Genomic DNA, 22,878 nt, shown 5'->3' with positions numbered 1-22,878 from the left:
GTGAAATTTTATATTAAACATGAGACAAGAGGACGACTTCGTATTCATCTTGCCCAGAAGAGAATGAGTTACGAGCAGGCGGATACTTTGCTGTATTATCTCGAAAATCTTGACGGAGTGGCTTCCGCCAAGGTATATGAGAGAACCTGTGATGCGGTTGTGAATTATCAGGGCAGCCGTGAGGCTGTTATCTGCGGTATCAGAGCATTCCATTATCAGGATGTGGAAGCTCCCCAGCAGGTACTGCAGAGCTCCGGAAGAGCACTGAATGCAGAATATCAGGAGAAACTGATCTCCAAGGTGATCTATCATTTTGGAAGAAAGCTTTTCCTGCCATATCCGTTGAACGCAATTTATACGACAGCAACTTCCCTGAAATATATCTGGAAGGGCATTGATACACTTCTTCACCGCAAGATCGAAGTACCGGTTCTGGATGCCACTGCGATCGGTGTATCCGTACTGCGTCAGGATTTCGGTACTGCAGGTTCCATTATGTTCCTGCTTGGAATCGGAGAAATTCTGGAAGAGTGGACACATAAGAAATCGGTCGGTGATCTTGCAAGAACCATGTCACTGAATGTTGGCAAGGTGTGGCTGAAGAGAGAAGATCAGGAAATTCTTGTAGAATCCAAAGAAGTTCAGCCGGGAGATGAAGTTGTTGTCCGTATGGGTACTGTGATTCCGTTTGACGGAAGCGTTACGGATGGAGAAGCTATGGTGAACCAGGCGTCTCTTACCGGTGAGTCTGTACCTGTATGTAAGAAAGAAGGCAGCGTTGCCTATGCAGGTACCGTTGTGGAGGAAGGTGAGATCACTATCCGGGTGAAGACGGTAGGTGGTTCCAGCCGTTATGACAAGATCGTCACCATGATCGAGGAATCTGAGAAGCTGAAATCTTCCCTGGAAGGCAAGGCAGAGCATCTGGCAGATAAGCTGGTTCCGTATACTCTTGGAGGAACAGCCCTTACATATCTGCTCACCAGAAATGCAACCAAGGCCCTTGCGATCCTGATGGTAGATTTCTCCTGTGCACTGAAGCTTGCAATGCCAATCTCCGTACTGTCCGCGATCCGTGAGGCAGGTACACATAAAGTTACGGTTAAAGGCGGTAAATATCTGGAAGCAATGGCTGATGCAGATACCATCGTATTTGATAAGACCGGAACTCTGACAAAAGCAAAACCAACGGTTGTGGATGTGGTTTCCTTTGATAACAACAATCCGGACGAGATGCTGCGTATTGCCGCATGTATGGAAGAACATTTCCCGCACTCCATGGCCAAGGCCGTTGTCAGTGCAGCCAGAAAGAAACATCTGGCACATGAAGAGATGCATTCCAAGGTTGAATATGTAGTGGCACATGGAATTTCCACTACCATAGAAGAACATAAAGCCGTGATCGGAAGTTATCACTTTGTTTTTGAAGATGAGAAATGTGTGATCCCAGAGGATGGCCAGGAGAAATTCGACAGCATTCCGGAAGAATATTCTCACCTGTATCTGGCTATTGACGGACGTCTTGCAGCTGTGATCTGTATTGAAGATCCACTTCGTGAGGAGGCAAAAGCTTCTGTAGAAGCACTGCGCGCGGCAGGAATCTCCAAGATCGTTATGATGACAGGAGACAGCGAGCGTACAGCAGCAGCTATTGCCAGACGTGTAGGTGTGGATGAATATTATTCCGAGGTACTTCCGGAGGATAAGGCCAACTTCATTGAAAAAGAGAAGGCAGCCGGAAGAAGGGTGATCATGGTAGGTGACGGAATCAATGATTCTCCGGCACTTTCCGCAGCCAATGTCGGTATTGCCATCAGCGATGGCGCTGAGATTGCCCGTGAGATCGCAGACATTACCGTAGGTGCAGATGACCTTCAGGAACTTGTTGTTCTGAAAGAGATCAGTAACGCACTGATGAAGCGCATCAGACGTAATTACCGTTTCATCATTACCTTTAATGCAGGTCTTATCGCCTGTGGCGTTGCAGGAATCCTGCAGCCGACTACATCTGCACTTCTTCACAATACTTCTACACTGGCGATCAGTTTGAAGAGCATGCAGAATCTGCTTCCATAGAAAGTTAACCAAATCAACTGCGGAGCAGTTATTTGGTGTAGAGCTACGTAGCGAAGCGGATTGCGAATATCCGCTTGACATAAATATAAAAGCCGGCCAGGTTATCGAAGAGATAAGATCTTCGTGCCTGGCCGGCTTTTTTCAGGTTGATCAGACGTGTATTGCAGGTATCAGCCTGAAGATGGATCTGAGATGGTAAGTTTTATTCCTGCGGAAAAGGTTCACTTTCCAGCTTCCGTCCGTCCGCCATATGATAGCGTTTCTTTTCGGTATCCGAGCGAAGAGGACGGGTATGCAGGCTCCGGTACCGGGAAGGACTCATGTGATAAAATTTTTCGAAGGTATGTGCAAAATGCTGCCGGCTGTTATATCCGGAAGAAAAGGCAATATCCGTAATGTGAAGAGTGCTGTTGCACAGAAGAAAGGCGGCCTGCTCCATACGCTTGCGGTTGATATAAGTGTTGATGGTACAGCCGTTTTTTTCTGTAAAAAGTGCCTGGAGGTAGGATTTATTGATCCCTGCATATGCGGCAATGGCAGGAATATCGATGTCTTCCAGATAATGTTCATCAATATACCGGAGCGCTTTTTTCAGATAAACACTTCCCTGGGTGTTCCGGCTGGAGCGGGCGCAGAAAGCAAGTTCTGTGAGCATACGGCCAAACAGAAGAAAGAAGAGAAATTCTTCCTCCTTTATCTGATCGGAACTGCGCTGTAAAAAGGTGAGAAGGTCTTTCAGGCTGTATCCGAAATTCCGGGAATCCGTGCCGGAGCAGAATCCCCGGGAGGAGGCAATAAAATTCCAGAACCGGGAAAATCCGGGATCTTTTTTCAGAAGAAGGTCCAGAGAAACCGGGCTTTTTTCGGAGGTGAGGGAAAATTCCAGATTCAGGATCGAGCATGGAAAACCGTCCGGGATCTCAAGCCTGTGCGGGATACCCGGGCGTATAAAGATAAACTGCCCGGATTTCAGCGGAAATTCCATGTCCTGTTCCTCATCCATGCAGAAAACCCGGCAGGAACCGGAAGTAATGTACATGATCTCATAGCTGGAATGTGTGTGATGTTCCATATGATAATACGGCAGGGAAAGGGCATAAAAGGCGGAAATATGAAAATATCTGGAAGAATCCTGAAAAATATCTGGCATGAAAAACCTCCTGAGCATGTGGTGAGATCACGAATATCCATTTGACTCGTATATTCGCAATCCACAGTTGCTGTAATGTCCGTTTTGTGGTCTGTGAACAGTATATCACGTAAAAATAAATGCGACAATATATTGCATTTTTTCATTCAGGGGATGATACCTGTCACCTTGTGGAAAATCCGATGATATACTGAAAGCAAGATTACAAAAACGGGAGGATATTTTGTATGAGCGACCAAAACGGGAACATGAAAACAATCGAATTACATGAAAACGGCCTGGATATCCAGTTCCGTATCCGTGAAAACGGCGTGGTAGAGCTGGCAGATCTTTCTTCACAGGAAGTAAAAAAGGCAGCCATGGAGCCGAAGGAAGATATTTATTATCCGGCTGTTGAGATCCACAGAAGCGGCACCGGAAGCCTGAATATGCATGCTTACAAAAACAACATCAATCAGTCCTCTGTAGACTTTGTTTATGAGAAACATGAACTGAAAGAGCAGGACGGTGGAAAAGAACTGGAGATCGTAATGGTTTCTCCGGAAAAGCTGAAAGCCATATATCATATGCGCCTGTTTGACGGAGTTCCGGCAGTGCAGACCTGGACAGAGATCACCAACGAGGGAAGTGAAGATCAGGGCCTGACTTACGTTTCTTCTTTTATATATCAGGGAATTTCCAGAGGCGGTAACAAACCTTATTACAAAAAAACAGATATCTATGTACCGTTTAACAGCTGGTGCTGTGAGGCACAGTGGCAGAAATATGATGCAGAGACACTGAACTTAAACGGAATGGTCGTAGACGGATTTAATCATCAGGGATATGGACTGAACCGTTATTGTTACAGTGGAAAGGGAACCTGGTCTACCTGCGAGTATCTTCCAATGGGAATTGCCGAAGACAGAGAAACAGGGGAAACTTATATTTTCCAGGTTGAAAGTTCCGGACAGTGGCTGATAGAATATGGTTCCGCCCAGGGTGGGAATCTGTATCTTACTGTAAGCGGTGCCACAGAGCAGGAGCACGGCTGGTATAAGAATCTGAAACCGGGAGAATGCTTCACAACTGTTCCGGCAGGGGCAGCCGTTGTAAAAGGAGGTCTGAATCCGGCAGTAGCAGCGCTGACCAGATATCGTAGAAAAGTACGCAGAGCGAATCCGGACGATGAGAAACTGAACGTGGTATTTAATGATTACATGAACTGCCTGATGGGAGATCCCACAACAGAGCGGGAGCTTTCCATTATTGACAAGGCGGCAGAGCTGGGATGCGAATATTACTGTCTGGATGCAGGATGGTATGACGACGGATTCTGGTGGGACCGTGTCGGTGAATGGAAGGAAGCATCCGGAAGATTCCCTGGAGGCCTGAAAGAAGTCTGCGATTACGCACACAGCAAAGGCCTGAAAATGGGACTCTGGCTGGAAATCGAAGTTATGGGAGTTGCCTGTGAGCTTGCAAATAAACTTCCGGATGACTGGTTTGTCTGCCGCCATGGAAAACGCCACATTGACAACAAACGTTACATGCTGGATTTCCGCAATCCGGAAGTACGGAAATACTGCCGTGATGTAGTGGACAGGCTGATCCGTGATTATGGCGTAGAGTACTTCAAGGTGGACTATAACGTAACGATGGGATACGGAAGTGAATTGAACAGCGACAGCTGTGCAGATGCCATCCGTGAGCATTATGAATGCCTCCATCAGTGGTATGAGGAGATCTTCCGTGATTATCCGGATCTTGTTGTGGAGAACTGCGGTTCCGGCGGACAGCGTATGGACTATGGTATGCTGAAAGTCTTAAGCCTGCAGTCCACCAGTGACCAGACCGATTATCTCTACAATGCCAATATTGCAGCCAATGTGGCAAGTGCGGTTGCCCCTGAGCAGGGTGGCATGTGGGTATATCCGTATGAGGATGAAGAAGAGCATGTGATCTACAATGTGGTAAACGGTATGCTCCTTCGCCCGTATATCAGCGGTATGGTATGGAAGCTTGGCGAGAATTCCATGAACCGTATGAAAGAGGGAATCGCCCTGTATAAAGAGATCCGTGAGGAAGTCCGTGACGGTGTGCCGTTCTTTCCGCTTGGTTTTGGAACTCTGAAATCCGAAGTGCTTGCTTACGGAGTAAAAGCAGAGAAGAATACCTATCTTTCCGTATGGACACCGGGAACAACAGAAGCAGTGATCCCGCTGGAAGACGCAGAGCAGATCAGTAAGGTATCCGTAATCTATCCGAAAGAAGAGATGTGCGAATATAAGATCGAAAATGGAAATCTTGCAGTGAAGATGCCGCAGGAAAAAGCAGCCAGACTGTTTATGATCGAGATGAAATAAGAAAGATATAAAGTCCTTTTTATTGGACTGTAAAAACGACGAATGATGAAAATTACAGGAAAATAAAAAGAGTGATACAAGGCAAGATGCAGATAAAAATACAGCCAGGAGTATCGGAGGTAGATTCTGATATATTCCTGACTGTATTTTTTATAGCAGTAATTTATGGAAATGCTATAGTCCCGGTAAATGGACAGTATTGTTTGATTTACCGGATATCCGCACCCGGTTTCATGATCTGAAGCAGGATCACCGCACAGATGATCGCTCCGATACCGGGAATGGCACCGCCGATTCCCACAAACCGAAGTCCGGCATATTTTACGATCACACCACCCATGGCAGAACCGGCTGCAATACCGAAGTTAAAGAAAACCGAGATCAGAGAAGAAGCCAGGTTTACACAGGCAGGGTGATCCCTGGTGGCAATCTTCAGGAAATGCATCTGCAGCGGTGAATTCAGAAGATACATCACAACACCGAGGATAAAAAGTACCAGTCCTCCGCTTACAAGATTGTGGGTGGCAATAGGAAGAAGCAGCAGACATACAGTCTGGATCACATAGATCAGAGGCAGCATGCGGATGCCGGTTTTGTTTGCCACCTGACCGGAACTTACGTTGCTGGTGATAGCTGCAATACCGAAGATCAGAAGCGCAAGGCTTAACATGGAATCCGGAATGTGAAGTTCCTGCTGGAAGATCGGTGTCAGGTATGTATAAAAACAGTAAGTGGAAGCACCGGCCAGAAAAACAATGGCACAGCCGATGGAGATCCTTTTATCCAGAAAAAGCTTAAACTGTTCCAGGATACTTCCTGCTTTCAGACGGTTCTGACGTGGCAGTTTCATAAACAGAAGCGCCAGCAGAGCCAGAGTCGCCACGAAGATCGTGATAAAAGCCGCACGCCATCCAAAAACATGAGTGATGGTGGAAGCGATCGGCACACCGATAACAGAAGCGATACTGAAGCCCGAAAAAACACCTGCGATCACACCCGGGATATGCTCCGGGATGGAAGCAACATCTTCCGCATAAGTCATGGAGATGGAAACCACAGTACCGGAAACGACAGCCGTAAGAATACGGAATACCAGAAACACCATGTAATTGGTAGCAATGGCACAGATCAGGTTGCAGAGTGCAAACAGTGAAATTCCAAGCATGGTAATACGGAAACGGTTGTATTTTCCCACATAGGCGGCCAGAAACGGAGTGCCCAGGCCATAGGCGAAAGCAAACAGAGATACAATACTTCCGGCCTGTGTCAGTGAAATCCCGAATCCGTCAGCAATTTCCGGCAGGATACCGATCACCGTATATTCACTGGTACCCAGAAAAAAGCTGAGCATGATCAGGCCTACAACAGCCGGATTAAAAAATCGAGCTTTGGATGATGACATGATAATAAGTCCTCCCTGAAAAAATAAAGATCAAGTTTCTGCATCAGAGAAATCTTCTTCAATGCGGTAAAAGAATATCATAATTTCCACCGTGTTTCTTGTTTACAGCTGTCAGATTTTTGTAGTATATTGATATCAGAAAACGGGGAGGAGTAGAAAAAATGGCAATACCGGTATTTGGAAAAGAACAATATCCACTGCGCAAAGAGTCCGGACTTTCCTATACGATCTCGGATATTTACAAGCATGTGCCGCTACATACCCATAATCATTATGAACTTTTTATTATTTCAGAGGGTACGGCCTATCATTTGATCAATGATTCCGTGCAGACGGTGAAAAAAGGAGACCTGTTTTTTATACGCCCCAATGATATGCACAGTTACAGCTTTTTTCATTCAGAGAATTTCTGTGTCCGGAATCTGGGCTTTTCCACCCAGGTGCTTCGAAATGTTTCTCTGTTTCTTGAACAGGAAGAAAAGATGGATAAACTGATAAACAGCGAGATGCCGGCCTATGTTCATATGGAAGGGGAAAATTTCCGCAAAGTCCTGGATGCCATGGATACTGCCGGAAATCTGGTAAACGAAAGCCATCCCAGGCATGCAAGATATCATGCACAGTGTATCATTGCGCTTCTTCTGGAGGATTATTTTTTCACTTACGATGAAAAGGATCCCTGGAATCAGATGCCGTCCTGGCTGTCAGAACTTCTCTTAAATATGTCCAAGATCGAAAATCTTCAGGAAGGCTATGAAAGAATGTGTGAGCTGGCGCCATGTTCTCCGAGCCATCTCTGCAGGCTGATGAAGCAGATCAGCGGGAAAACTCCTACTCAGTATATCAACCAGGAACGTCTGAAATACGCGGTCTATCTTCTGGCGCAGACAGACAGGGAGATTCTGGACATCTGTGAGTGTTGTGGATTTTCTAATGTGAGCCATTTTTATCATCTGTTCCGGGAACAGTTCGGGGTGTCACCGGCAAAATTCCGGAAGACAGTGTGATCTGCCTGGGGCAGTTATCAGGCTTTGCGAAATTTCCCGGGACTCATGCCTGCCCATTTTCGAAAAGATTCCGCATAATAACTGGCACTGCCAAAGCCGGTGGAAAGAGCGATTTCTGTTATAGTCATATCGGTTTCCCGGAGAAGCTGAGCACTTTTATTCAGGCGGTACTGATTCAGATAGAGATTTGGACTCTGGCTGAAATATCTGGAAAAGAGTTTGCAGCATTTGCTGATACCTACGGAACCGGCAGCCGCAATTTCCTTAAGGGAAATCCTGGAAGTGTAGTTCTGCTGGATAAAACCGGTCATGTTCCGGATGGCGGTAAGATCTGTATTGGTATGGTCTTCGGTCCGGGAGGCAGAGGGCAGATGTTCAAGAAGCAGAGCCCAGATCAGGGAAAAAGAGGACAGGATCCGTAAAGGAGCAGTTTTACTCTTACGGTGCACATAGATGTCGGCCATTTGTTTCAGAATCTGTGCCTGCCAGGAAATCCCGGGATCAAAGATAAAAAAGGAAACTTCGTTGTTCCGGATCAGAGGAAGGACGAAGTTTTTTTCATAGGCAGGTAATGTGCACAGAAGCATGGGGTGGATGAGGATGCAAAAAAATTCACATTCCCTGTGACTTTCAGAAAATCCGTAATGCATCTGCCTGGAATTTACAAAAATCCCCTGTCCCTGTTCCAGAGTGAGGATTTTTCCGTTGACATTATATTGCATCTGGCCGGACTGGATCATCAGAAATTCAATGTCATCATGCCAGTGGCTGATAGCGGAATAATTGGGATAGTGGGAAAGCATTTCATGGATGGTGTAGGCCGGACAGTCAGGATAATCGTAGACCATTTTTTCAGAAAGGTCATCCTTTAAGTCTATATAGATCATATTCATACCTCGCAGGATTGCTATAAAGTTAGATAGAAAACCGATAGAATAACTTAAAAATATACAATATAATTATAAAACGAAAAGATGCTTCGGTCAATGTCCGCGTAAACTGTAAGGCAGATATAGTGGAGCATGCCGCCGTCCTCTCCGGAATCACTCACAGTGCGTCAGGAGACACCGGGCATTTTTTTGAAGAAAACAAAGTGTATTTATAAGAGAGGGATTTACAATGGACAATATTTACAGAAGAGATCACGAAATGGCATACATCTCCGATGATGCAGTAGTGGCGCAGCAGAAAGAAACAAAAAAGGCCGTCCGGGAGTACAATGAGGCCATGCCTTTTGACCCGGAAAAGGGTATGGAATATCTGGAACGCACAGGACTGAAACATAAGAAAAACGTATATTTTGAGCCGCCGTTTCACTGTGAGTACGGAAGCCATATCGAAGTCGGAGAGAATTTTTATGCCAACACCCACTGCGTGATGCTGGATGTGGGAAAAATCACCATCGGGGATAACGTAATGTTTGGCCCAAATGTGGGAATTTATACAGCCGGGCATCCGATCCATCCGGAGAGCAGGAATTCAGCTTTTGAGTACGGGATTCCTGTCACCATCGGGGATAATGTGTGGATCGGCGGAAGCTGCTGCGTTCTTCCGGGTGTAAAAATTGGAAACAACGTTGTGATCGGTGCGGGAAGCGTAGTGACAAAGGACATTCCGGACAATGTATGTGCAGCTGGAAATCCCTGCCGCGTGATCCGCGAGATCACGGATGCAGACAAGCCATATTACTTTAAAGATCGGAAATTTGATGAGGAGGCATGGGCAAAAATAAATGAAAAATAAAAAAGACCCGGCATTCACCAGAAAGCTCATAAGCCTGGTGATGCCCATCGCTTTTCAGCAGTTTATGCTGGCGCTGGTCAGTGCATCCGATGCCCTGATGCTGGGAGTGATCTCACAGTATTCTCTTTCCGCAGTATCGTTGGCAGGGCAGATAACATTTATCCACAATCTTCTTCTGGAAGCAATGACCATCGGCCTTTCTCTTATCGCAGCCCAGTACTGGGGAAAGGGAGATATTCCGGCAGTGGAGCGGATCTTTGCCTTTGTAATGAAAGTTACCACTGTGATCTCTCTGGTCTTTACCCTGTCCGCGCTGCTGATCCCGGGAATGCTGATGAGGATCTTTACCAATGATCCGGTACTGATCCGGGGCGGTTCCCTGTATCTTCGTGTGATCGCGGTATCCTATCTGCTTACCGGAAGCTCGCAGATGTATCTCTGCATCCTGAAAAACAGCGGCAGAGCGGCAAAAAGCAGCATGATCAGTGCCACAAGTGTGGTAGTAAATATTTTTATCAATGCAGTGCTGATCTATGGATTGTTCGGAATGCCAAGAATGGAGATTGCCGGAGCCGCACTGGTAACAGTAACAGCCCGTATCATTGAAGTTACATGGTGCGTTCTGGAAACTGTGGGAAAAGATCAGGTAAAACTCCGGGCAAAATATCTCCGCAGAGACGATCCCGTTCTCAGGAGAGATTTCTGGAAATATACAACACCGGTGATCTGCAATGAGATCGTCTGGGGAACCGGATTTTCCATGTATTCCGTAATTATGGGACATCTGGGAAGTGATGCGGTAGCCGCCAATTCCATTGCCAGCATTGTCAAAAACCTGGCCGGATGTTTCTGTATGGGACTTGGAAACGGTGGCGGAATCATGGTAGGAAACGAACTGGGAGCCGGAAAACTGGAGAAAGCCAAAGAATACGGCAGAAGGCTCTGTCATCTGTCTGTTTCCAGCGGAATCGTATCCGGACTGGTGCTTCTGGCATTCAGTCCGTTGATTCTCCGTGCGGCCAACCTAAGCGTTACAGCGGAAGGATATCTTAAGGGAATGCTCCTGATCTGTGCTTATTATATGATCGGACGTTCGGTAAACGGAGTAACCATCAGCGGAATTTTCTGTGCAGGCGGAGACAGTAAGTTCGGGCTGTACTGTGACTGTATTTCCATGTGGTGTATTATGGTTCCACTGGGCCTTATCGCCGCATTTGTGCTGAAGCTTCCGGTGCTTGCGGTTTACTTTATCATCAGTCTGGATGAATTTGTGAAGATCCCGGCTGTGTATCTGAATTATAAGAAGTATCGTTGGGTGAAGGATCTGACGGTAAAAACAGACCCTACCTGAACAGATGCACAGCCAGTCCCCACAGCGGCAGCAGATACAGATAAAAGGCAACTGCGATACTGATGTTTGGCGCACCAATGGCAGCCAGCGGCACGGCTCCTGCAATGGACCAGGGGATCATGGGCGCTATGACCACCACCGTATTTTCCAGATCCAGGGCAAAAGAAGATTTTTCCGGATTGTTTTCCCCGCACAGCTGGCTGGTGAGCATGATGGCAAGAGTCTGGTTGCAGGAGATGGCGGAAGTGACAATGGAAGTCAGTAAGGTCGTGCCATAAGGGGTGATCCTGGAGCCCAGTTTTTCCATCAGGGCTTCAATTCCGTTCAGAAATCCGGTTCCCTCAAACATGCCGGAATAGCAGGAAGAAATTCCAACGATCAGATAAACCCGCAGCATGGAAAGAAAACCGCCGCCGCTCATCAGTTTCGCAATCGTCGTATCAGAAGGAGAAAATCCTGAGAAACATAAAGCAGGAAGTTCCGAAAATGGAAAGTGCTGTACACCTACCGCAATGACCATTCCCACCAGTCCGCTGATGGCAATGGTCTTTTTTACATCCACATGAAGAAGGGAAAGTACCAGCACGATTACAACAGGAAGAAGCATCAACGGCGAGAACTCATAATAATCCTGCAGTAAATTTCTGGTAGTATCCGCAGCAGATCCTGTATGGACGGAAAAGCCGAGAATTCCATACAGAACACAACTGAGTATGAAGGGAACCAGAGCACTGCGTGTCATATTCCGGATATTGGAAAAAAGATCCGTTTTTGTCAGTTCACTGACAAGAAGCGCACTGGTGGAAACCGGAGAACACCGGTCCCCGAAAAAAATCCCGGCCAGGATCGCGCCGCCGGTAAGAAAGGGAGGAATACCCATACTGTTGGCCATAGTCATACAGATTACGCCGATGGTGGCAGCGCTTCCAAAAGATGTTCCCGTAAGGAAGGAGATCAGACAGCACAGAAGAAAAGACGCCAGCAGCATCACGGAAGGAGTACAGATGGCAGATGCATAATATACGATATAGGCAATGGAACCACAGGCACGCCAGATCGCTGTGAGCATACTGATCAGCAACAAAGTCAGTAGAACATTTTTTACTGTGAAAATTCCGTTCCTGGAAAAACGAAGCATCTCTTTTACACTTTTTCCATGGATCAGTCCATAAGAAAAGAACAGAATGTACCCGAATATCAGGGCAAAAACAACAGAAGCACCGGTGACTACACATGCGATCAGACTGGCTGCAAACAGCGCCAGAAATAAAAGTTCCATAGATATTTTTTCCTCCGTGATACTGAAAAGTCTTTTCGTATTATACCAGTATGGAAATAGGAAAACAATTGTTACATTATCAGTTCACGAAGTGCATGGGCGATACCGTCCGAATTATTGGACAGTGTAACCTTATCAGCGACAGCCTTTACCGCATCTTCCGCATTACCCATGGCAACACCACAGCCGGCAGCCTGGAGCATAGGGATGTCATTTTCGGAATCACCGAATGCTGCCGTGTCAGCCGGATCGATACAAAGGCGGCTGCACACATCAAGAAGAGCTTTTCCCTTATTGATGGAAACCGGGATGATTTCCAGATAAAAAGGTGCCGTGCGGACAACACAGAGATCATCGGGAAGATGGCTGCGGATCATATCCTGAATGTTCAGGATTTCATCCGGGTCAACAGATAGGAGAAGCTTTACCGGGGAAAAATCCAGAAAATCTGCAAGGTTATCGACTTCTGTGCAGTCCATCTGATTGTTCCAGCATTCGTATTCCACCTTATATCCATGAGCATCTTCCACATAGAAGCGTTCGCCGTCGTCCAGGATTACAGTGACAGGAAGCGCTTCCAGAAAACGGAGAAGTTCCCGGGTTTTATTAAGGTCCATATGGGTTTGTGAAAGAAGTTGTCCGTCTGTGGCGTCTACGACTTTTCCGCCGTTGTAGGCCATGAGGATGCCGTGGTGGTCACCAAGGCGCAGCTCACTGGCAGCAGAATAAAGTCCGGGTACAGGTCTGGCAGAAGCCAGCATTACCCGGATTCCCTGTTCCTGAAATTTCAGAAGTGTGCTTAGGGTATCTGCTGTGATTTTTTTCTCATCGTTGGTAAGTGTACCGTCAATATCAAGTGCGATCAATTTTAATTTCATATTTGCAGTTATTTGTTGTCAGCAGGACATTCTTTTTCCTGCGATCTTTTTGAGGGAGTGATCATTTTGTGACCGGACCAGATAGCCATGATCATACAAAACAGTGTGCCGAAAGAGAAATATTTGTGTGCTTTCATGAATTTTCTGTAGCCTGTGTAAAAAGAACCTGTCATGCAGAGCAATGCTCCAAGTGACCAGTATTTATGTGCTTTCATATAAAAATTCTCCTATCTTTCTATAGTATTTTTCAGATAGCAAGCAGATTTCTGATCGCTTCCATATAGATCAGGACTGCTTCTTCCATACCGGAAACCAGGATAAATTCGTCGGCTCCGTGGATGCGGTAGTCGATTCCCTCTTTTTCAGGTCCGAAGGCAATGATATTTTTGAGGGATTTTGCATAAGTACCGCCGCCGATGACCATTGGTTTGTGCTCTGTGTCGCCGGTTACATCTGTATAAGCTTTGTACAGGGCATTTACCAGTGGAGATTCTCTTGGGAAGAATAATGGGGCAACAACGTTGTTGATCTCAATACGTCCGTTTTTATCCTCCAGTTTGTCCTCACACATTTTGCGGATCTCTGCTTCCTTAAGAGTAACCGGGACACGGATATCGATGGTGCAGGAGATCACGCCGTTTTCTGTTTTTACGATTCCGTTGCACAGGGTCAGATCTCCGTATTCATCCGCAAATTTCAGACCGATGCCGGAACCGTCACAGGCAGTGCCGATATGGGAGTTATAGAATTTTACAAAATCATCTTCAAATCCTGCCTCTGCCAGGCATTCAAAGGTTACACCTGCAGCATTGACTCCCAGGTGCGGGGTGCTGGCATGAGCCGGAACACCTTTGGCGTAGATGGTAAGCTCACCATTTTCTTCAGTTACTTTGTATTCCTGGAGCTTTGTATGGGAAAGTGCTGCTTCCAGCTTTTCTTTCAGATCATCGTCGGCGGGAATAACAGTTGTGCAGGTGTCGCACATTGCATTGGAAACAAAACCGCCGTTCATGGAAAGGATCCTGGTGTTTTTGGAGTAGGCCATCATACCCAGCTGTCCCTTTTCGCCGTGGATACATGGGAAATTGGCATCCGGTGTGAAACCACAGGAGAGCTCTTCGGCTACCTGGTTATAGTGAGCCATACATCTGGAACCGGTCTCTTCGTTGCAGCCCATGATCAGGCGGACTCTTTTGTTCAGTTTTACACCGTGGTCGCGGAGAAGCTTCATGGCGTAGAGCGCTTCCAGAATCGGACCTTTGTCATCGGTAGTTCCACGTCCGTATACATGGTCGCCTTCACGGGTAAGCTTAAATGGATCATAAGTCCAGTCACCACCCACTGGCACGATATCCAGATGTCCGGCGATTCCAACGATCTCATCGCCCTCACCCATTTCTGCATAGCCACAGTAGTTGTCCAGGTTTACGGTTTTAAAACCAAGCTCATCGGCAATCTTGAGACCTTCTTCCAGGGCTTTTGCAGGGCCTTCACCGAAAGGCTTTCCTTCGGCAGGTGTGCCGAGCTGGGAGTCGATGGCAACCAGTCGGCCAAGGTTTGTGAGCATTTCTTCTGATAATGAATGGATTTCTTCTTTAATATTCATAACGATTTCCTCCTGTTGACAGCGTTCCGGAAATGTATCCTGTGTTTATGGACAGATGGCATCTGCCTGCTTGGCATAGTGATAGACCGGAACGCCAGTATTATGAGGTCTATTATAACACAGATCAGAATAGACGGCAGAGGAGATTTTTATATTGTGGAGCGTCTGGCGGTGTTAAGAGAAATCTCACGTTTCATCCGGCCAGATAAAATTGCAGTTTCCGGCTTCCAGGCCATCGATGAGAATATTCTGGCCTGTACAGAAGCGGTTTTTTACAGCCATAAAATAAATCCATTCTGCAGCTTCATCCACAGTCATCCACCGCTTCAGCGGAGTCAGATCCATGATCTGATCCCAGAGTTTTTTGTCCTCCATTACCGGACGGTTCAGCTCTGTCATGACGCCGCCGAAATCCAGGCTGTTGCAGGTGGCCTGGTAAGGCGCAATCCGCATTGCCACATTTTTGGTATAGGCCAGAACGCCGCCTTTGCTGGCTGCATATTCTGGGAACTCGGAGCCGGTGTGACCGCTTGCGGAACCGATCATCACAATAGAGTAAATATCAGGGTGGATTCCGTAATGTTCGGTAATGGAAATGGTTCCTTTTAAGTTTACGTCAATGTCATTTTCGTCCTGGGTTCCTGCATTGTTGATCAGGATATCTACAGGAGGGAGTTCCGGGTAGGAATCCTTATCCCGGATATCCAGGCAGAAATGGGTATATCCGAGCTGAGTGATCGTGGCGGCATTTTTATCGAAGCCATAGACTTCATGGCCTTTTTTCAGAAAAAACTCCGCACATCCCTTTCCGATCCCGGAGCTGGTACCTGTAATTAAAATTTTCATCGGATAAAACTCTCTTTCATACTTTTTCGCAATGCTCCCATCAGGACAGCTGCCAGTGCAAGACAGAGAATTCTGTCAATGTAATCGGTGATAAACTGGACTGCAAAACAGCTTCCGACCATTCCAAGAGGTGTTTTTGCGAGAAGCTGTACAAGAATGGAGGAACCGGAAGAGGTGATCCCGCCGAACAAAAATGCAGTGATGCAGGAGCTGATCAGAGTTGACGGAAGGGTGATCGCAATGGCCGCCGGAAAGATCTGCCATTTTTTCGGCTGAAATTTCCGGTATACAAGACCGGTCACAAAACCGAGAACGATTCCCACCGGAGCATAATACAGAGAATAAACATCTACAGTCATTCCCATTAACAAGCCGCTGATCAGATTGGGAAGCATACCATAAAACGGTCCAAGAATGGAAGCGATAAACACAGTACCGATACTGTCAAGATAGATGGGGAGCTTCAGGAAAAGAGCGATCTGTCCGCCCACAAAATTAATACAGATGGCAAACGCGATCAGGCAGATTTTCTGTACATTTATTTTTTCTGTTTTCATATTCAGTCACTCCTTATATTAAATCCTGCAAAATATCCAGTTTTTCCGGTTCCAGACCAAGGATCCTGGAGAGGAACAGCTGGAAGAATGCATATACGTCTACTTCGGTCAGTACTTTTGTATTTGGTGTTTTCCGGTAAAAATCCATGGAATCCACAACGGACTGTCCAAGAGAGATTCCTTCGGTTTCGATCTGTACATAGGAATCAAAACCCTGGCAGATATCCGGATCCAGAAAGTATGCCACTGCCAGTGGATCGTTGATCACACAGCCAATGATATGCTCCCATTCCCAGTGAAAGTCAAAATAAAATTTCGTGATCTTTCGGATAAATTCTCCGGTCTCTTTATTCAGACGACAGATATATTCCAGAAGAGTAGGAGTGAGAACGATCTTTCTTGTCACATCAAGACCGATCATGTGGATCATTTTTCCATTCTGGTGAAGGGTGTCATAGACCAGTGCGGCAGCATCCGGATCGCACCAGTAGTTATACTCTGCAACAGGGGAACAGTTTCCGTGGCTTTTAAAAGAACCGCCCATAGATACCAGTTCCTCGATCTGGTCAAAAGCTGCCGGGGCTTTCTGGATCAGGCGTGCAAGATTTGTCATGGGACCCAGGGCGATCACGGAGACTTTTTCTTTTATCAGCGCCTTGGAGAGAAAATCTACAGCACCGATTTCCTGCTGATATCCGGGGACCTCGGGCAGAAAGCTTTCGCCGAGCCCGTCAGCGCCATGAGTATCCAGAGCGTTTACGTAATCCCGCTTCAAAGGTCTGGGTTCCCCCATATAGACCGGCACATCCAGCCGGTTCATCTGCTTCAGGATCTTTTTTGCGTTTTCGAATCCCATTTCCACGGGGGAATTTCCGCAGACAATGGTGATTCCAAGTACTTCGATTTCCGGTGATGTAAGAGCCAGCATGATGGCCAGGCTGTCATCAATTCCCGGGTCGCAGTCAATGATGATTTTTCGTTTGTTCATTTTGTTCCTTTCCAACTTGTGTCAAAGCAAAAAAAATGCTTTTGTTTATCACCTCCAATAAACAAAAGCATCCGTAAAAAGACTGCAGATTGTGTATACGTGCAGCCGGAAATTCTTTTTTTACTTTGCCTAGTTTTTTATACTGGGAGGTTTTCGAACCAGTTTCGTTGCATATTTTAACATATGATTCACGACGTGACAATATTTTTGAGAAAAAAAGCACAGTAGGATTTCTTAACGGAAATTATGTTGACGCAGGATAACCCGGCATTGTATCATGGAAATATCAGTGAAAAAAGTAGCCAGATATACAGTAGAAACCCAGTTTCAGAGCAACTGTCCGGTTACGCAAAAAAATATAAAAGCGGACTGACCAGATCTGCTTGACAGGGGGGAAAGATGAGAAAAAATATACAAGAAGGATATCTATTTTGCAAATGAAGAGCAGGGAAGAGAATATTATTATCTGTTTGTGCGTGAGGACAGAATAGATATCAACGCAACCGATCTTTCTACGCTTGAGAATGCCAGAGTTGGAATCAACAAAGGCAGTGTGCAGGCAGATTTTTTTCAGGAGTGGTGTGAGAAAAACAATGTGAAATGCCAGATCAATTATGCCTGCGGCTACGCCTTCTCAGGCGACTATCCGGAAGCTTCCCTGCTGGATCTCCTCAACGAAGCAGACCTTAATATGTATGAGGATAAGGTTCAGTCGAAACAGGGACGGAGAAATTAATCATCGTTTATAAAGATGCGGCGGAAATGTCATCAGCGATATTTCCGCCGCTTTGTCGCCGAGGATGTCTGGCTCAATTGATTCAGTCCGCGTCAGAACAATTATCTTCAAGTTTCTAGATTAAAAACGAGATGTTGTCTACCTGTGATAAAGATATTAATACATTTTATTTTCTTTTTTCTTCTTTTTCGCAGCATCTACCGTATACCAAAAACGTCCTGCTGACATTGTCTGTTCTTTCCAGCTACCATCTTTAAGCTGAATTGAAAGTTTCACTTCTACATCCGATGTTTTTTCACCAAAAGTCATTACTGCAACACGTTTATAATTCTGTACAATAAACTGATTATTAAATATTTCTACAAGACAATTTTTGCTTTTAGATATACCCCAGAACTGTATTGGTAAGTCGAAAATTATTTTCTTGCAATCAGGCTTATTACTTTCTTTTACTGCTTTTTGTGCTACAACAAATATATATTGATGTTTCTTGAAATAGTTGTAGTGACTCTTTACGATACTCTCCAATGGAACATCTATGACTTCCCTGTGTTCTGAATTAAATACATACATTTTATAGGTTTCCTGACACATATCTATTTCGACACAATACTTTCCCGACATACGGACAACCTTTTCATCGAAATATATCAAGCCAACCTTGCCAGGCTCTCTACCAACCTTCAAATTGGAAAATAACACAGAATACTGCTTAGAAACAGCATTATATTTAATACTGTTTTTTGAAATATGACCTAATGTGCAATAAACCATAATAAATACCTCTCTCGTTTAATTGTGTGTTTACATTATAGATCAAACGGTAAATTACAGCAAGAACCATGGGGACGGTGTTTTGTGACACTTTGTGTGTCCCGGTGGTCACTAATTGAGCAATTTTGCATATCCTAACAGCAGAAGTTTCTTAAAGGAGTATCTGCATGAAAAATAAAAAATGGATTTCCCTGGCGGCGGCAGTGGTTTTGGCGGTGACCGCGCTGCCGATGACGGCTTTTGCTGCTAAGAAGGACGGGGCAGAGGAGAAGATTACGAAGGTTACATTAAATGAGGTAGCGCATTCGATTTTCTATGCGCCGCAGTATGTGGCGATCGAAGAGGGATATTTTGCAGAGGAAGGTCTGGACTTGACACTGGTAACTGGTTTTGGCGCAGATAAAGTTCTGACAGCTCTGATCTCCGGTGAGGCAGATATCGGCTTCATGGGAGCGGAAGCATCGATCTATGCATACCAGGAAGGGGCAACCGATCCGGCTGTGAACTTCGCCCAGCTGACCCAACGCGCGGGAAATTTTCTTGTTGCAAGAGAAGAGATGCCGGATTTCAAGTGGGAAGATCTGAAAGGAAAGAAAGTTCTTGGCGGGCGAAAAGGCGGCATGCCGGAAATGGTATTTGAATATATCCTGAAGAAAAACGGCATTGACCCGCAGAAAGATCTGACCATTGACCAGAGTATTGATTTCGGTTCCACGGCGGCGGCTTTTACAGGGGATGATTCTGCGGCGTATACCGTAGAGTTTGAGCCATCTGCCACAATTCTGGAAAAAGAAGGCGCAGGCCATGTGGTGGCATCGCTTGGGGAAGCATCCGGGTATGTGCCTTACACATCTTACAGTGTAAAAACAAGTTACATGAAAGAAAACCCGGAGATCATCCAGAAATTCACAAATGCACTTCAGAAAGGTATGGACTATGTGCAGAGTCATACGCCGGAGGAGATCGCAGAAGTGATCGCACCCCAGTTTAAAGAAACAGATATCGACACGATCACTACCATTGTGAAGCGGTACTATGATCAGGACACCTGGAAAGAAAATCTGATCTTTAAGAAAGACAGCTTTGAGCTTCTGCAGGATATCCTGGAAGATGCAGGAGAGCTAGGCGAACGTGCAGAGTATGAAGAACTGGTGCAGACGGAATATGCAAAGAACGCAGTAAAAGAAAAGTGAAAAAGCTTCAGAAGTATACAGAGCAATGCCGGTTGACAGAAACATTTTCCGGGATTTATACTTAAAAAAGATTGCAAAAAATACAGATGAGGAGAGCATGTGAGATGTTATATTTTGTAAATGATTACTGCGAGGGCGCTCATCCGGCGATCCTGCAGAAACTTCTGGAAACCAATATGGAGAAGCTTTCCGGTTACGGCACGGATAAATACTGCGATTCTGCCAAAGAAAAGATCCGAAAAGCCTGCAGCTGTCCGGATGCAGAGGTGTATTTCCTGGTGGGAGGAACCCAGACCAATGCAACGATCATCGCATCTGTCCTGAACCGTTATGAGGGAGTCCTTGCGGCACAGACAGGTCATGTAGGCTGTCATGAAGCAGGCGCGATTGAATACACAGGCCACAAAGTGCTGACACTTCCGGAAAAAAATGGAAAGATCAGCGCAGAGAGCATCACGGACTATGTGGAAACCTTTTATGGGGATGCGAACCATGAGCATATGGTATTTCCGGGAATGGTCTATATTTCCCATCCGACCGAGTACGGAACCCTTTATACAAAGAAGGAACTGGAAGAAATCTCCGAGGTATGCCATAAATACGATCTTCCACTGTTTCTGGACGGAGCAAGACTTGGCTACGGCCTGGTAAGCCCGGAGACAGATGTGACACTGGAAGATATCGCCAGATATACCGATGTATTCTATATCGGTGGAACCAAGGTAGGCGCACTTTGCGGAGAGGCAGTCGTTTTTACGAAAAAAGCTCCGAAGCATTTCATGACCATGGTAAAACAGCAGGGTGCCCTTCTTGCAAAGGGACGTCTTCTGGGAATCCAGTTTGATACGCTGTTTACCGATGATCTGTATACAAAGATCAGCAAAAATGCCATCGAGACAGCCATGAAACTGAAAAAAGCCCTTCAGGAAAAAGGCTATCAGTTATATCTGGATTCTCCCACAAACCAGCAGTTTGTAGTTCTGGAAAATAAAAAGAAAGAAGAACTGGGCAAAAAAGTTCAGTTTGATTTCTGGGAGAAATATGATGAAGATCATACAGTGATCCGTTTTGCCACAAGCTGGGGAACGAAGATGGAGGATATTGATGCGCTGATCGAACTTCTGTAAAGTCATGAGCAGACAGAAAAACAGCTGAGATGATCCTGCATGCAAATAGAAGCTGCATTGCAGATCCCATCATATCCTATAGCTGACATAAGACAGAAAAACTCCGTGAAGTCTGCATGACGGCAGAATGACACGGAGTTTTTTCATGTCAGTAACAATGCTGAATCTGATCAGATCAGGCGGAGGATATTTGGCTGCCTGACCGTTAGATGCTTTCAAAAAATTATAATTTTTTACCCTTCTCAGCAGCAGCAGTAAGCGCTTCAAACACAGCACTGCGGAAACCATTCTTCTCCAGGGTACGTACACCCTCGATGGTAGTTCCGGCAGGGGAGCAGACCATGTCTTTCAGGTCTCCCGGATGACGTCCGGTTTCCAGAACCATTTTTGCACTGCCAAGAACAGTCTGGGAAGCGAACTTGTAGGCCTGTTTACGAGGCATTCCCTGGCTGACAGCGGCATCAGCCATAGCTTCGATGAACATAAACACATAAGCCGGTGCACAGCCACCTACAGCACCGGCCGCATCCATCAGACGTTCCGGGATCACTTCCGTACATCCGAAGCTGTCTGTGATCTTAAGAATCTCAGCAAGTTCATCCTGTGAAACCCGTTCATTGGCACATACAGCAGTCATTCCCTCACCGACCTGCGCCGGGGTATTAGGCATAAAACGGACAACTTTCAGAGGAAGACCGGCCTTTTCTTCCAGCCATGCAAGGGTTTTGCCTGGGGCAATGCCGATAATGGTGTGTTCTTCAGTAAGGCTGTCGTGGACTTCGTCCAGAACCTCCTCATAAAACTGAGGCTTTACGGCAAGAACAACAGTTTTTGCAGATCTGACGACCTCCTTGTTATCCAGAGTGGTGACAACGCCGAGATTTTTTTCACTGCGTGCTTTTCCCTCGGGGGTAAGGTTGGAAACAATGATGTCCTCTTTGGAAAAAATCCCCTGACGGAGAATACCGCCGATCATGGCAGAACCCATATTTCCACATCCGATAAATCCGATCTTCATAATAAAATCCTCCTTAAAATCATTTATAAAAAAAGACACGCCTGACTCGCGTGCCTTCTTTGGCAATGAAAGCAGATAACGGGAATCGAACCCGCCTCCTCAGCTTGGGAAGCTGATGTTCTACCAATGAACTATATCTGCTTGCATCACTAATTATAGCACTGCAAATGAGAAATACAAGTGTGATTTCAGATACAGGCCACGGAGTGACAGCAATGGTATTGAGAGCTGGCAGCATCTGCAAACAGCGATCGCATTTACCAGCCCTGGCTCATAGTGCTGTTATGATATTTTGTAGAATAAGTCACATCTTCACCGAACCATTCTGGCGCGGTGTAGGCATTGGCTGCTTCCTCTGTGGGAAATTCCACTTCAGCCAGAAGAACGCCCTCATATTCTCCGTGAAAGATATCCAGTTCGATAAAAAGTCCGCCTTTTTCCGGGATCACGTAGCGGTCTTTTGTGATGAGGATTCCATCTGCCTTGGGTTTCAGGTGTTCATAAGCTTCTGCGGTGAGCGGAAGATTATATTCCTCACGGCTCATCAGTCCTTTGGATTTATAAGTGAGAAAATAGTCATCGTCCTGTCTTCGGATGCGGACCACCGGTGAGGTGCAGAGATAACCCTGCTCGATTCGATGGCAGGGATAAGAAGCCAGGTTTTCCGGCAGATTTTCTTTTTTAATAAGAAATTTACGCTCAATTTCCATAACCGATTCCTCCTGTAAATATACTGCCCTCAGTTTACATGAAAAAAATATAATTTGCAACGGACTTACCCTGCAAATTTTCTTGACATTTT

The 22,878-nt window shown here is 45.9% G+C and carries 21 protein-coding genes, 1 tRNA gene and 1 riboswitch; of the genes, 8 read left to right on the top strand and 14 right to left on the bottom strand.

Annotated features, from left to right (window positions below):
- Positions 1 to 2,076 carry a heavy metal translocating P-type ATPase gene (locus G5B12_RS00535; RefSeq protein WP_118061998.1) on the top strand — a complete coding sequence of 692 codons (2,076 nt, stop codon included), beginning with the start codon at positions 1 to 3 and terminating at the stop codon, positions 2,074 to 2,076.
- Positions 2,077 to 2,278: 202 nt separating this feature from the next.
- Here the strand turns inward: G5B12_RS00535 and G5B12_RS00530 are convergent, their stop codons facing one another.
- Positions 2,279 to 3,226 (bottom strand): AraC family transcriptional regulator, encoded by a 948-nt coding sequence (locus G5B12_RS00530; protein ID WP_021976224.1) that lies wholly within the window; start codon positions 3,224 to 3,226, stop codon positions 2,279 to 2,281.
- A 227-nt stretch (positions 3,227 to 3,453) separates the two neighbouring features.
- Here G5B12_RS00530 and G5B12_RS00525 point away from each other — a divergent pair, with 227 nt between their 5' ends.
- Positions 3,454 to 5,571 (top strand): glycoside hydrolase family 36 protein, encoded by a 2,118-nt coding sequence (locus G5B12_RS00525; protein ID WP_174087554.1) that lies wholly within the window; start codon positions 3,454 to 3,456, stop codon positions 5,569 to 5,571.
- Between the two features lie 208 nt (positions 5,572 to 5,779).
- Here G5B12_RS00525 and G5B12_RS00520 read toward each other — a convergent pair whose 3' ends face one another.
- A complete protein-coding gene (locus G5B12_RS00520; protein WP_118061996.1) occupies positions 5,780 to 6,973 on the bottom strand; it encodes an MFS transporter in 1,194 nt (397 codons plus the stop codon).
- A gap of 161 nt (positions 6,974 to 7,134) precedes the next feature.
- Between G5B12_RS00520 and G5B12_RS00515 the strand changes: the two genes are divergently transcribed.
- Positions 7,135 to 7,980 (top strand): AraC family transcriptional regulator, encoded by an 846-nt coding sequence (locus tag G5B12_RS00515; protein ID WP_174087553.1) that lies wholly within the window; start codon positions 7,135 to 7,137, stop codon positions 7,978 to 7,980.
- Positions 7,981 to 7,997: 17 nt separating this feature from the next.
- Here G5B12_RS00515 and G5B12_RS00510 read toward each other — a convergent pair whose 3' ends face one another.
- A complete protein-coding gene (locus G5B12_RS00510) occupies positions 7,998 to 8,867 on the bottom strand; it encodes an AraC family transcriptional regulator (protein ID WP_174087552.1) in 870 nt (289 codons plus the stop codon).
- Between the two features lie 232 nt (positions 8,868 to 9,099).
- Here G5B12_RS00510 and G5B12_RS00505 point away from each other — a divergent pair, with 232 nt between their 5' ends.
- Both G5B12_RS00505 and G5B12_RS00500 read left to right on the top strand, forming a co-directional pair.
- The gene (locus tag G5B12_RS00505; RefSeq protein WP_021976229.1) at positions 9,100 to 9,723 is read left to right on the top strand and encodes a sugar O-acetyltransferase; all 624 of its coding nucleotides are present in this window, start codon (positions 9,100 to 9,102) and stop codon (positions 9,721 to 9,723) included.
- The gene (locus G5B12_RS00500) at positions 9,713 to 11,074 is read left to right on the top strand and encodes an MATE family efflux transporter (protein WP_174087551.1); all 1,362 of its coding nucleotides are present in this window, start codon (positions 9,713 to 9,715) and stop codon (positions 11,072 to 11,074) included. Before G5B12_RS00505 ends, G5B12_RS00500 begins: the two co-directional genes overlap by 11 nt.
- On the opposite strand, the gene G5B12_RS00495 is transcribed toward G5B12_RS00500, so the two are convergent.
- From G5B12_RS00495 to G5B12_RS00465, 7 genes are all read right to left on the bottom strand, one after another.
- Positions 11,067 to 12,353, bottom strand: a complete 1,287-nt coding sequence (locus G5B12_RS00495) for a Na+/H+ antiporter NhaC family protein (protein WP_174087550.1) — start codon at positions 12,351 to 12,353, stop codon at positions 11,067 to 11,069. The two genes, G5B12_RS00500 and G5B12_RS00495, sit on opposite strands and share 8 nt — an antisense overlap.
- Positions 12,354 to 12,424: 71 nt before the next feature.
- On the bottom strand, positions 12,425 to 13,231 hold the full coding sequence (locus tag G5B12_RS00490) for a Cof-type HAD-IIB family hydrolase (protein WP_174087549.1): 807 nt from the start codon (positions 13,229 to 13,231) through the stop codon (positions 12,425 to 12,427).
- A gap of 8 nt (positions 13,232 to 13,239) precedes the next feature.
- Positions 13,240 to 13,446 carry a DUF6219 family protein gene (locus G5B12_RS00485; protein WP_021977798.1) on the bottom strand — a complete coding sequence of 69 codons (207 nt, stop codon included), beginning with the start codon at positions 13,444 to 13,446 and terminating at the stop codon, positions 13,240 to 13,242.
- A 32-nt stretch (positions 13,447 to 13,478) separates the two neighbouring features.
- Positions 13,479 to 14,837, bottom strand: a complete 1,359-nt coding sequence (locus G5B12_RS00480) for a M20 family metallopeptidase (protein ID WP_021977799.1) — start codon at positions 14,835 to 14,837, stop codon at positions 13,479 to 13,481.
- Between the two features lie 186 nt (positions 14,838 to 15,023).
- Positions 15,024 to 15,683, bottom strand: coding sequence for an SDR family NAD(P)-dependent oxidoreductase (locus tag G5B12_RS00475; protein ID WP_174087548.1), 660 nt, complete (start codon positions 15,681 to 15,683; stop codon positions 15,024 to 15,026).
- A complete protein-coding gene (locus tag G5B12_RS00470; protein ID WP_021977801.1) occupies positions 15,680 to 16,240 on the bottom strand; it encodes an ECF transporter S component in 561 nt (186 codons plus the stop codon). The genes G5B12_RS00475 and G5B12_RS00470 overlap by 4 nt, the downstream gene beginning before the upstream one ends.
- A 13-nt stretch (positions 16,241 to 16,253) precedes the next feature.
- A complete protein-coding gene (locus G5B12_RS00465; protein WP_174087547.1) occupies positions 16,254 to 17,228 on the bottom strand; it encodes a nucleoside hydrolase in 975 nt (324 codons plus the stop codon).
- A gap of 123 nt (positions 17,229 to 17,351) precedes the next feature.
- Positions 17,352 to 17,396, bottom strand: a riboswitch (PreQ1 riboswitch).
- A 304-nt stretch (positions 17,397 to 17,700) separates the two neighbouring features.
- Between G5B12_RS00465 and G5B12_RS00460 the strand changes: the two genes are divergently transcribed.
- The gene (locus tag G5B12_RS00460; protein WP_174087546.1) at positions 17,701 to 17,964 is read left to right on the top strand and encodes a hypothetical protein; all 264 of its coding nucleotides are present in this window, start codon (positions 17,701 to 17,703) and stop codon (positions 17,962 to 17,964) included.
- Between the two features lie 156 nt (positions 17,965 to 18,120).
- Here the strand turns inward: G5B12_RS00460 and G5B12_RS00455 are convergent, their stop codons facing one another.
- Complete coding sequence (locus G5B12_RS00455; protein WP_174087545.1) at positions 18,121 to 18,738, bottom strand: hypothetical protein; 618 nt, start codon at positions 18,736 to 18,738, stop codon at positions 18,121 to 18,123.
- Between the two features lie 167 nt (positions 18,739 to 18,905).
- Between G5B12_RS00455 and G5B12_RS00450 the strand changes: the two genes are divergently transcribed.
- Both G5B12_RS00450 and G5B12_RS00445 read left to right on the top strand, forming a co-directional pair.
- Positions 18,906 to 19,931 carry an ABC transporter substrate-binding protein gene (locus G5B12_RS00450; RefSeq protein ID WP_174087544.1) on the top strand — a complete coding sequence of 342 codons (1,026 nt, stop codon included), beginning with the start codon at positions 18,906 to 18,908 and terminating at the stop codon, positions 19,929 to 19,931.
- A 104-nt stretch (positions 19,932 to 20,035) separates the two neighbouring features.
- Positions 20,036 to 21,058 (top strand): threonine aldolase family protein, encoded by a 1,023-nt coding sequence (locus G5B12_RS00445; protein WP_021977806.1) that lies wholly within the window; start codon positions 20,036 to 20,038, stop codon positions 21,056 to 21,058.
- Positions 21,059 to 21,281: 223 nt separating this feature from the next.
- Here G5B12_RS00445 and proC read toward each other — a convergent pair whose 3' ends face one another.
- The 3 genes from proC to G5B12_RS00430 form a co-directional block, all read right to left on the bottom strand.
- A complete protein-coding gene (gene proC, locus G5B12_RS00440; RefSeq protein WP_174087543.1) occupies positions 21,282 to 22,076 on the bottom strand; it encodes a pyrroline-5-carboxylate reductase in 795 nt (264 codons plus the stop codon).
- 70 nt (positions 22,077 to 22,146) lie between these two features.
- A tRNA-Gly gene (locus G5B12_RS00435) sits at positions 22,147 to 22,217 on the bottom strand.
- A 116-nt stretch (positions 22,218 to 22,333) separates the two neighbouring features.
- On the bottom strand, positions 22,334 to 22,786 hold the full coding sequence (locus G5B12_RS00430) for a CYTH domain-containing protein (protein ID WP_021977808.1): 453 nt from the start codon (positions 22,784 to 22,786) through the stop codon (positions 22,334 to 22,336).
- Between the last annotated feature and the right edge of the window lie 92 nt (positions 22,787 to 22,878).

It is taken from the genome of Blautia sp. MSK.20.85, from assembly GCF_013317245.1.
Taxonomy (GTDB): Bacteria; Bacillota; Clostridia; order Lachnospirales; family Lachnospiraceae; genus Blautia_A.
The sequence above is the reverse complement of the archived record's forward strand: the minus strand, read 5'-3'. Positions and strand labels throughout refer to the sequence as shown.

Excerpts from the sequence above, each read along its gene's own strand:
- proC (WP_174087543.1), bottom strand. The coding sequence starts at position 22,076 with ATGAAGATCGGATTTATCGGATGTGGAAATATGGGTTCTGCCATGATC.
- G5B12_RS00530 (WP_021976224.1), bottom strand. The coding sequence starts at position 3,226 with ATGCCAGATATTTTTCAGGATTCTTCCAGATATTTTCATATTTCCGCC.
- G5B12_RS00475 (WP_174087548.1), bottom strand. The coding sequence starts at position 15,683 with ATGAAAATTTTAATTACAGGTACCAGCTCCGGGATCGGAAAGGGATGT.
- G5B12_RS00495 (WP_174087550.1), bottom strand. The coding sequence starts at position 12,353 with ATGGAACTTTTATTTCTGGCGCTGTTTGCAGCCAGTCTGATCGCATGT.
- G5B12_RS00515 (WP_174087553.1), top strand. The coding sequence starts at position 7,135 with ATGGCAATACCGGTATTTGGAAAAGAACAATATCCACTGCGCAAAGAG.
- G5B12_RS00450 (WP_174087544.1), top strand. The coding sequence starts at position 18,906 with ATGAAAAATAAAAAATGGATTTCCCTGGCGGCGGCAGTGGTTTTGGCG.
- G5B12_RS00520 (WP_118061996.1), bottom strand. The coding sequence starts at position 6,973 with ATGTCATCATCCAAAGCTCGATTTTTTAATCCGGCTGTTGTAGGCCTG.
- G5B12_RS00505 (WP_021976229.1), top strand. The coding sequence starts at position 9,100 with ATGGACAATATTTACAGAAGAGATCACGAAATGGCATACATCTCCGAT.
- G5B12_RS00445 (WP_021977806.1), top strand. The coding sequence starts at position 20,036 with ATGTTATATTTTGTAAATGATTACTGCGAGGGCGCTCATCCGGCGATC.
- G5B12_RS00430 (WP_021977808.1), bottom strand. The coding sequence starts at position 22,786 with ATGGAAATTGAGCGTAAATTTCTTATTAAAAAAGAAAATCTGCCGGAA.
- G5B12_RS00525 (WP_174087554.1), top strand. The coding sequence starts at position 3,454 with ATGAGCGACCAAAACGGGAACATGAAAACAATCGAATTACATGAAAAC.
- G5B12_RS00465 (WP_174087547.1), bottom strand. The coding sequence starts at position 17,228 with ATGAACAAACGAAAAATCATCATTGACTGCGACCCGGGAATTGATGAC.
- G5B12_RS00455 (WP_174087545.1), bottom strand. The coding sequence starts at position 18,738 with ATGGTTTATTGCACATTAGGTCATATTTCAAAAAACAGTATTAAATAT.
- G5B12_RS00490 (WP_174087549.1), bottom strand. The coding sequence starts at position 13,231 with ATGAAATTAAAATTGATCGCACTTGATATTGACGGTACACTTACCAAC.
- G5B12_RS00480 (WP_021977799.1), bottom strand. The coding sequence starts at position 14,837 with ATGAATATTAAAGAAGAAATCCATTCATTATCAGAAGAAATGCTCACA.
- G5B12_RS00470 (WP_021977801.1), bottom strand. The coding sequence starts at position 16,240 with ATGAAAACAGAAAAAATAAATGTACAGAAAATCTGCCTGATCGCGTTT.
- G5B12_RS00485 (WP_021977798.1), bottom strand. The coding sequence starts at position 13,446 with ATGAAAGCACATAAATACTGGTCACTTGGAGCATTGCTCTGCATGACA.
- G5B12_RS00500 (WP_174087551.1), top strand. The coding sequence starts at position 9,713 with ATGAAAAATAAAAAAGACCCGGCATTCACCAGAAAGCTCATAAGCCTG.
- G5B12_RS00510 (WP_174087552.1), bottom strand. The coding sequence starts at position 8,867 with ATGATCTATATAGACTTAAAGGATGACCTTTCTGAAAAAATGGTCTAC.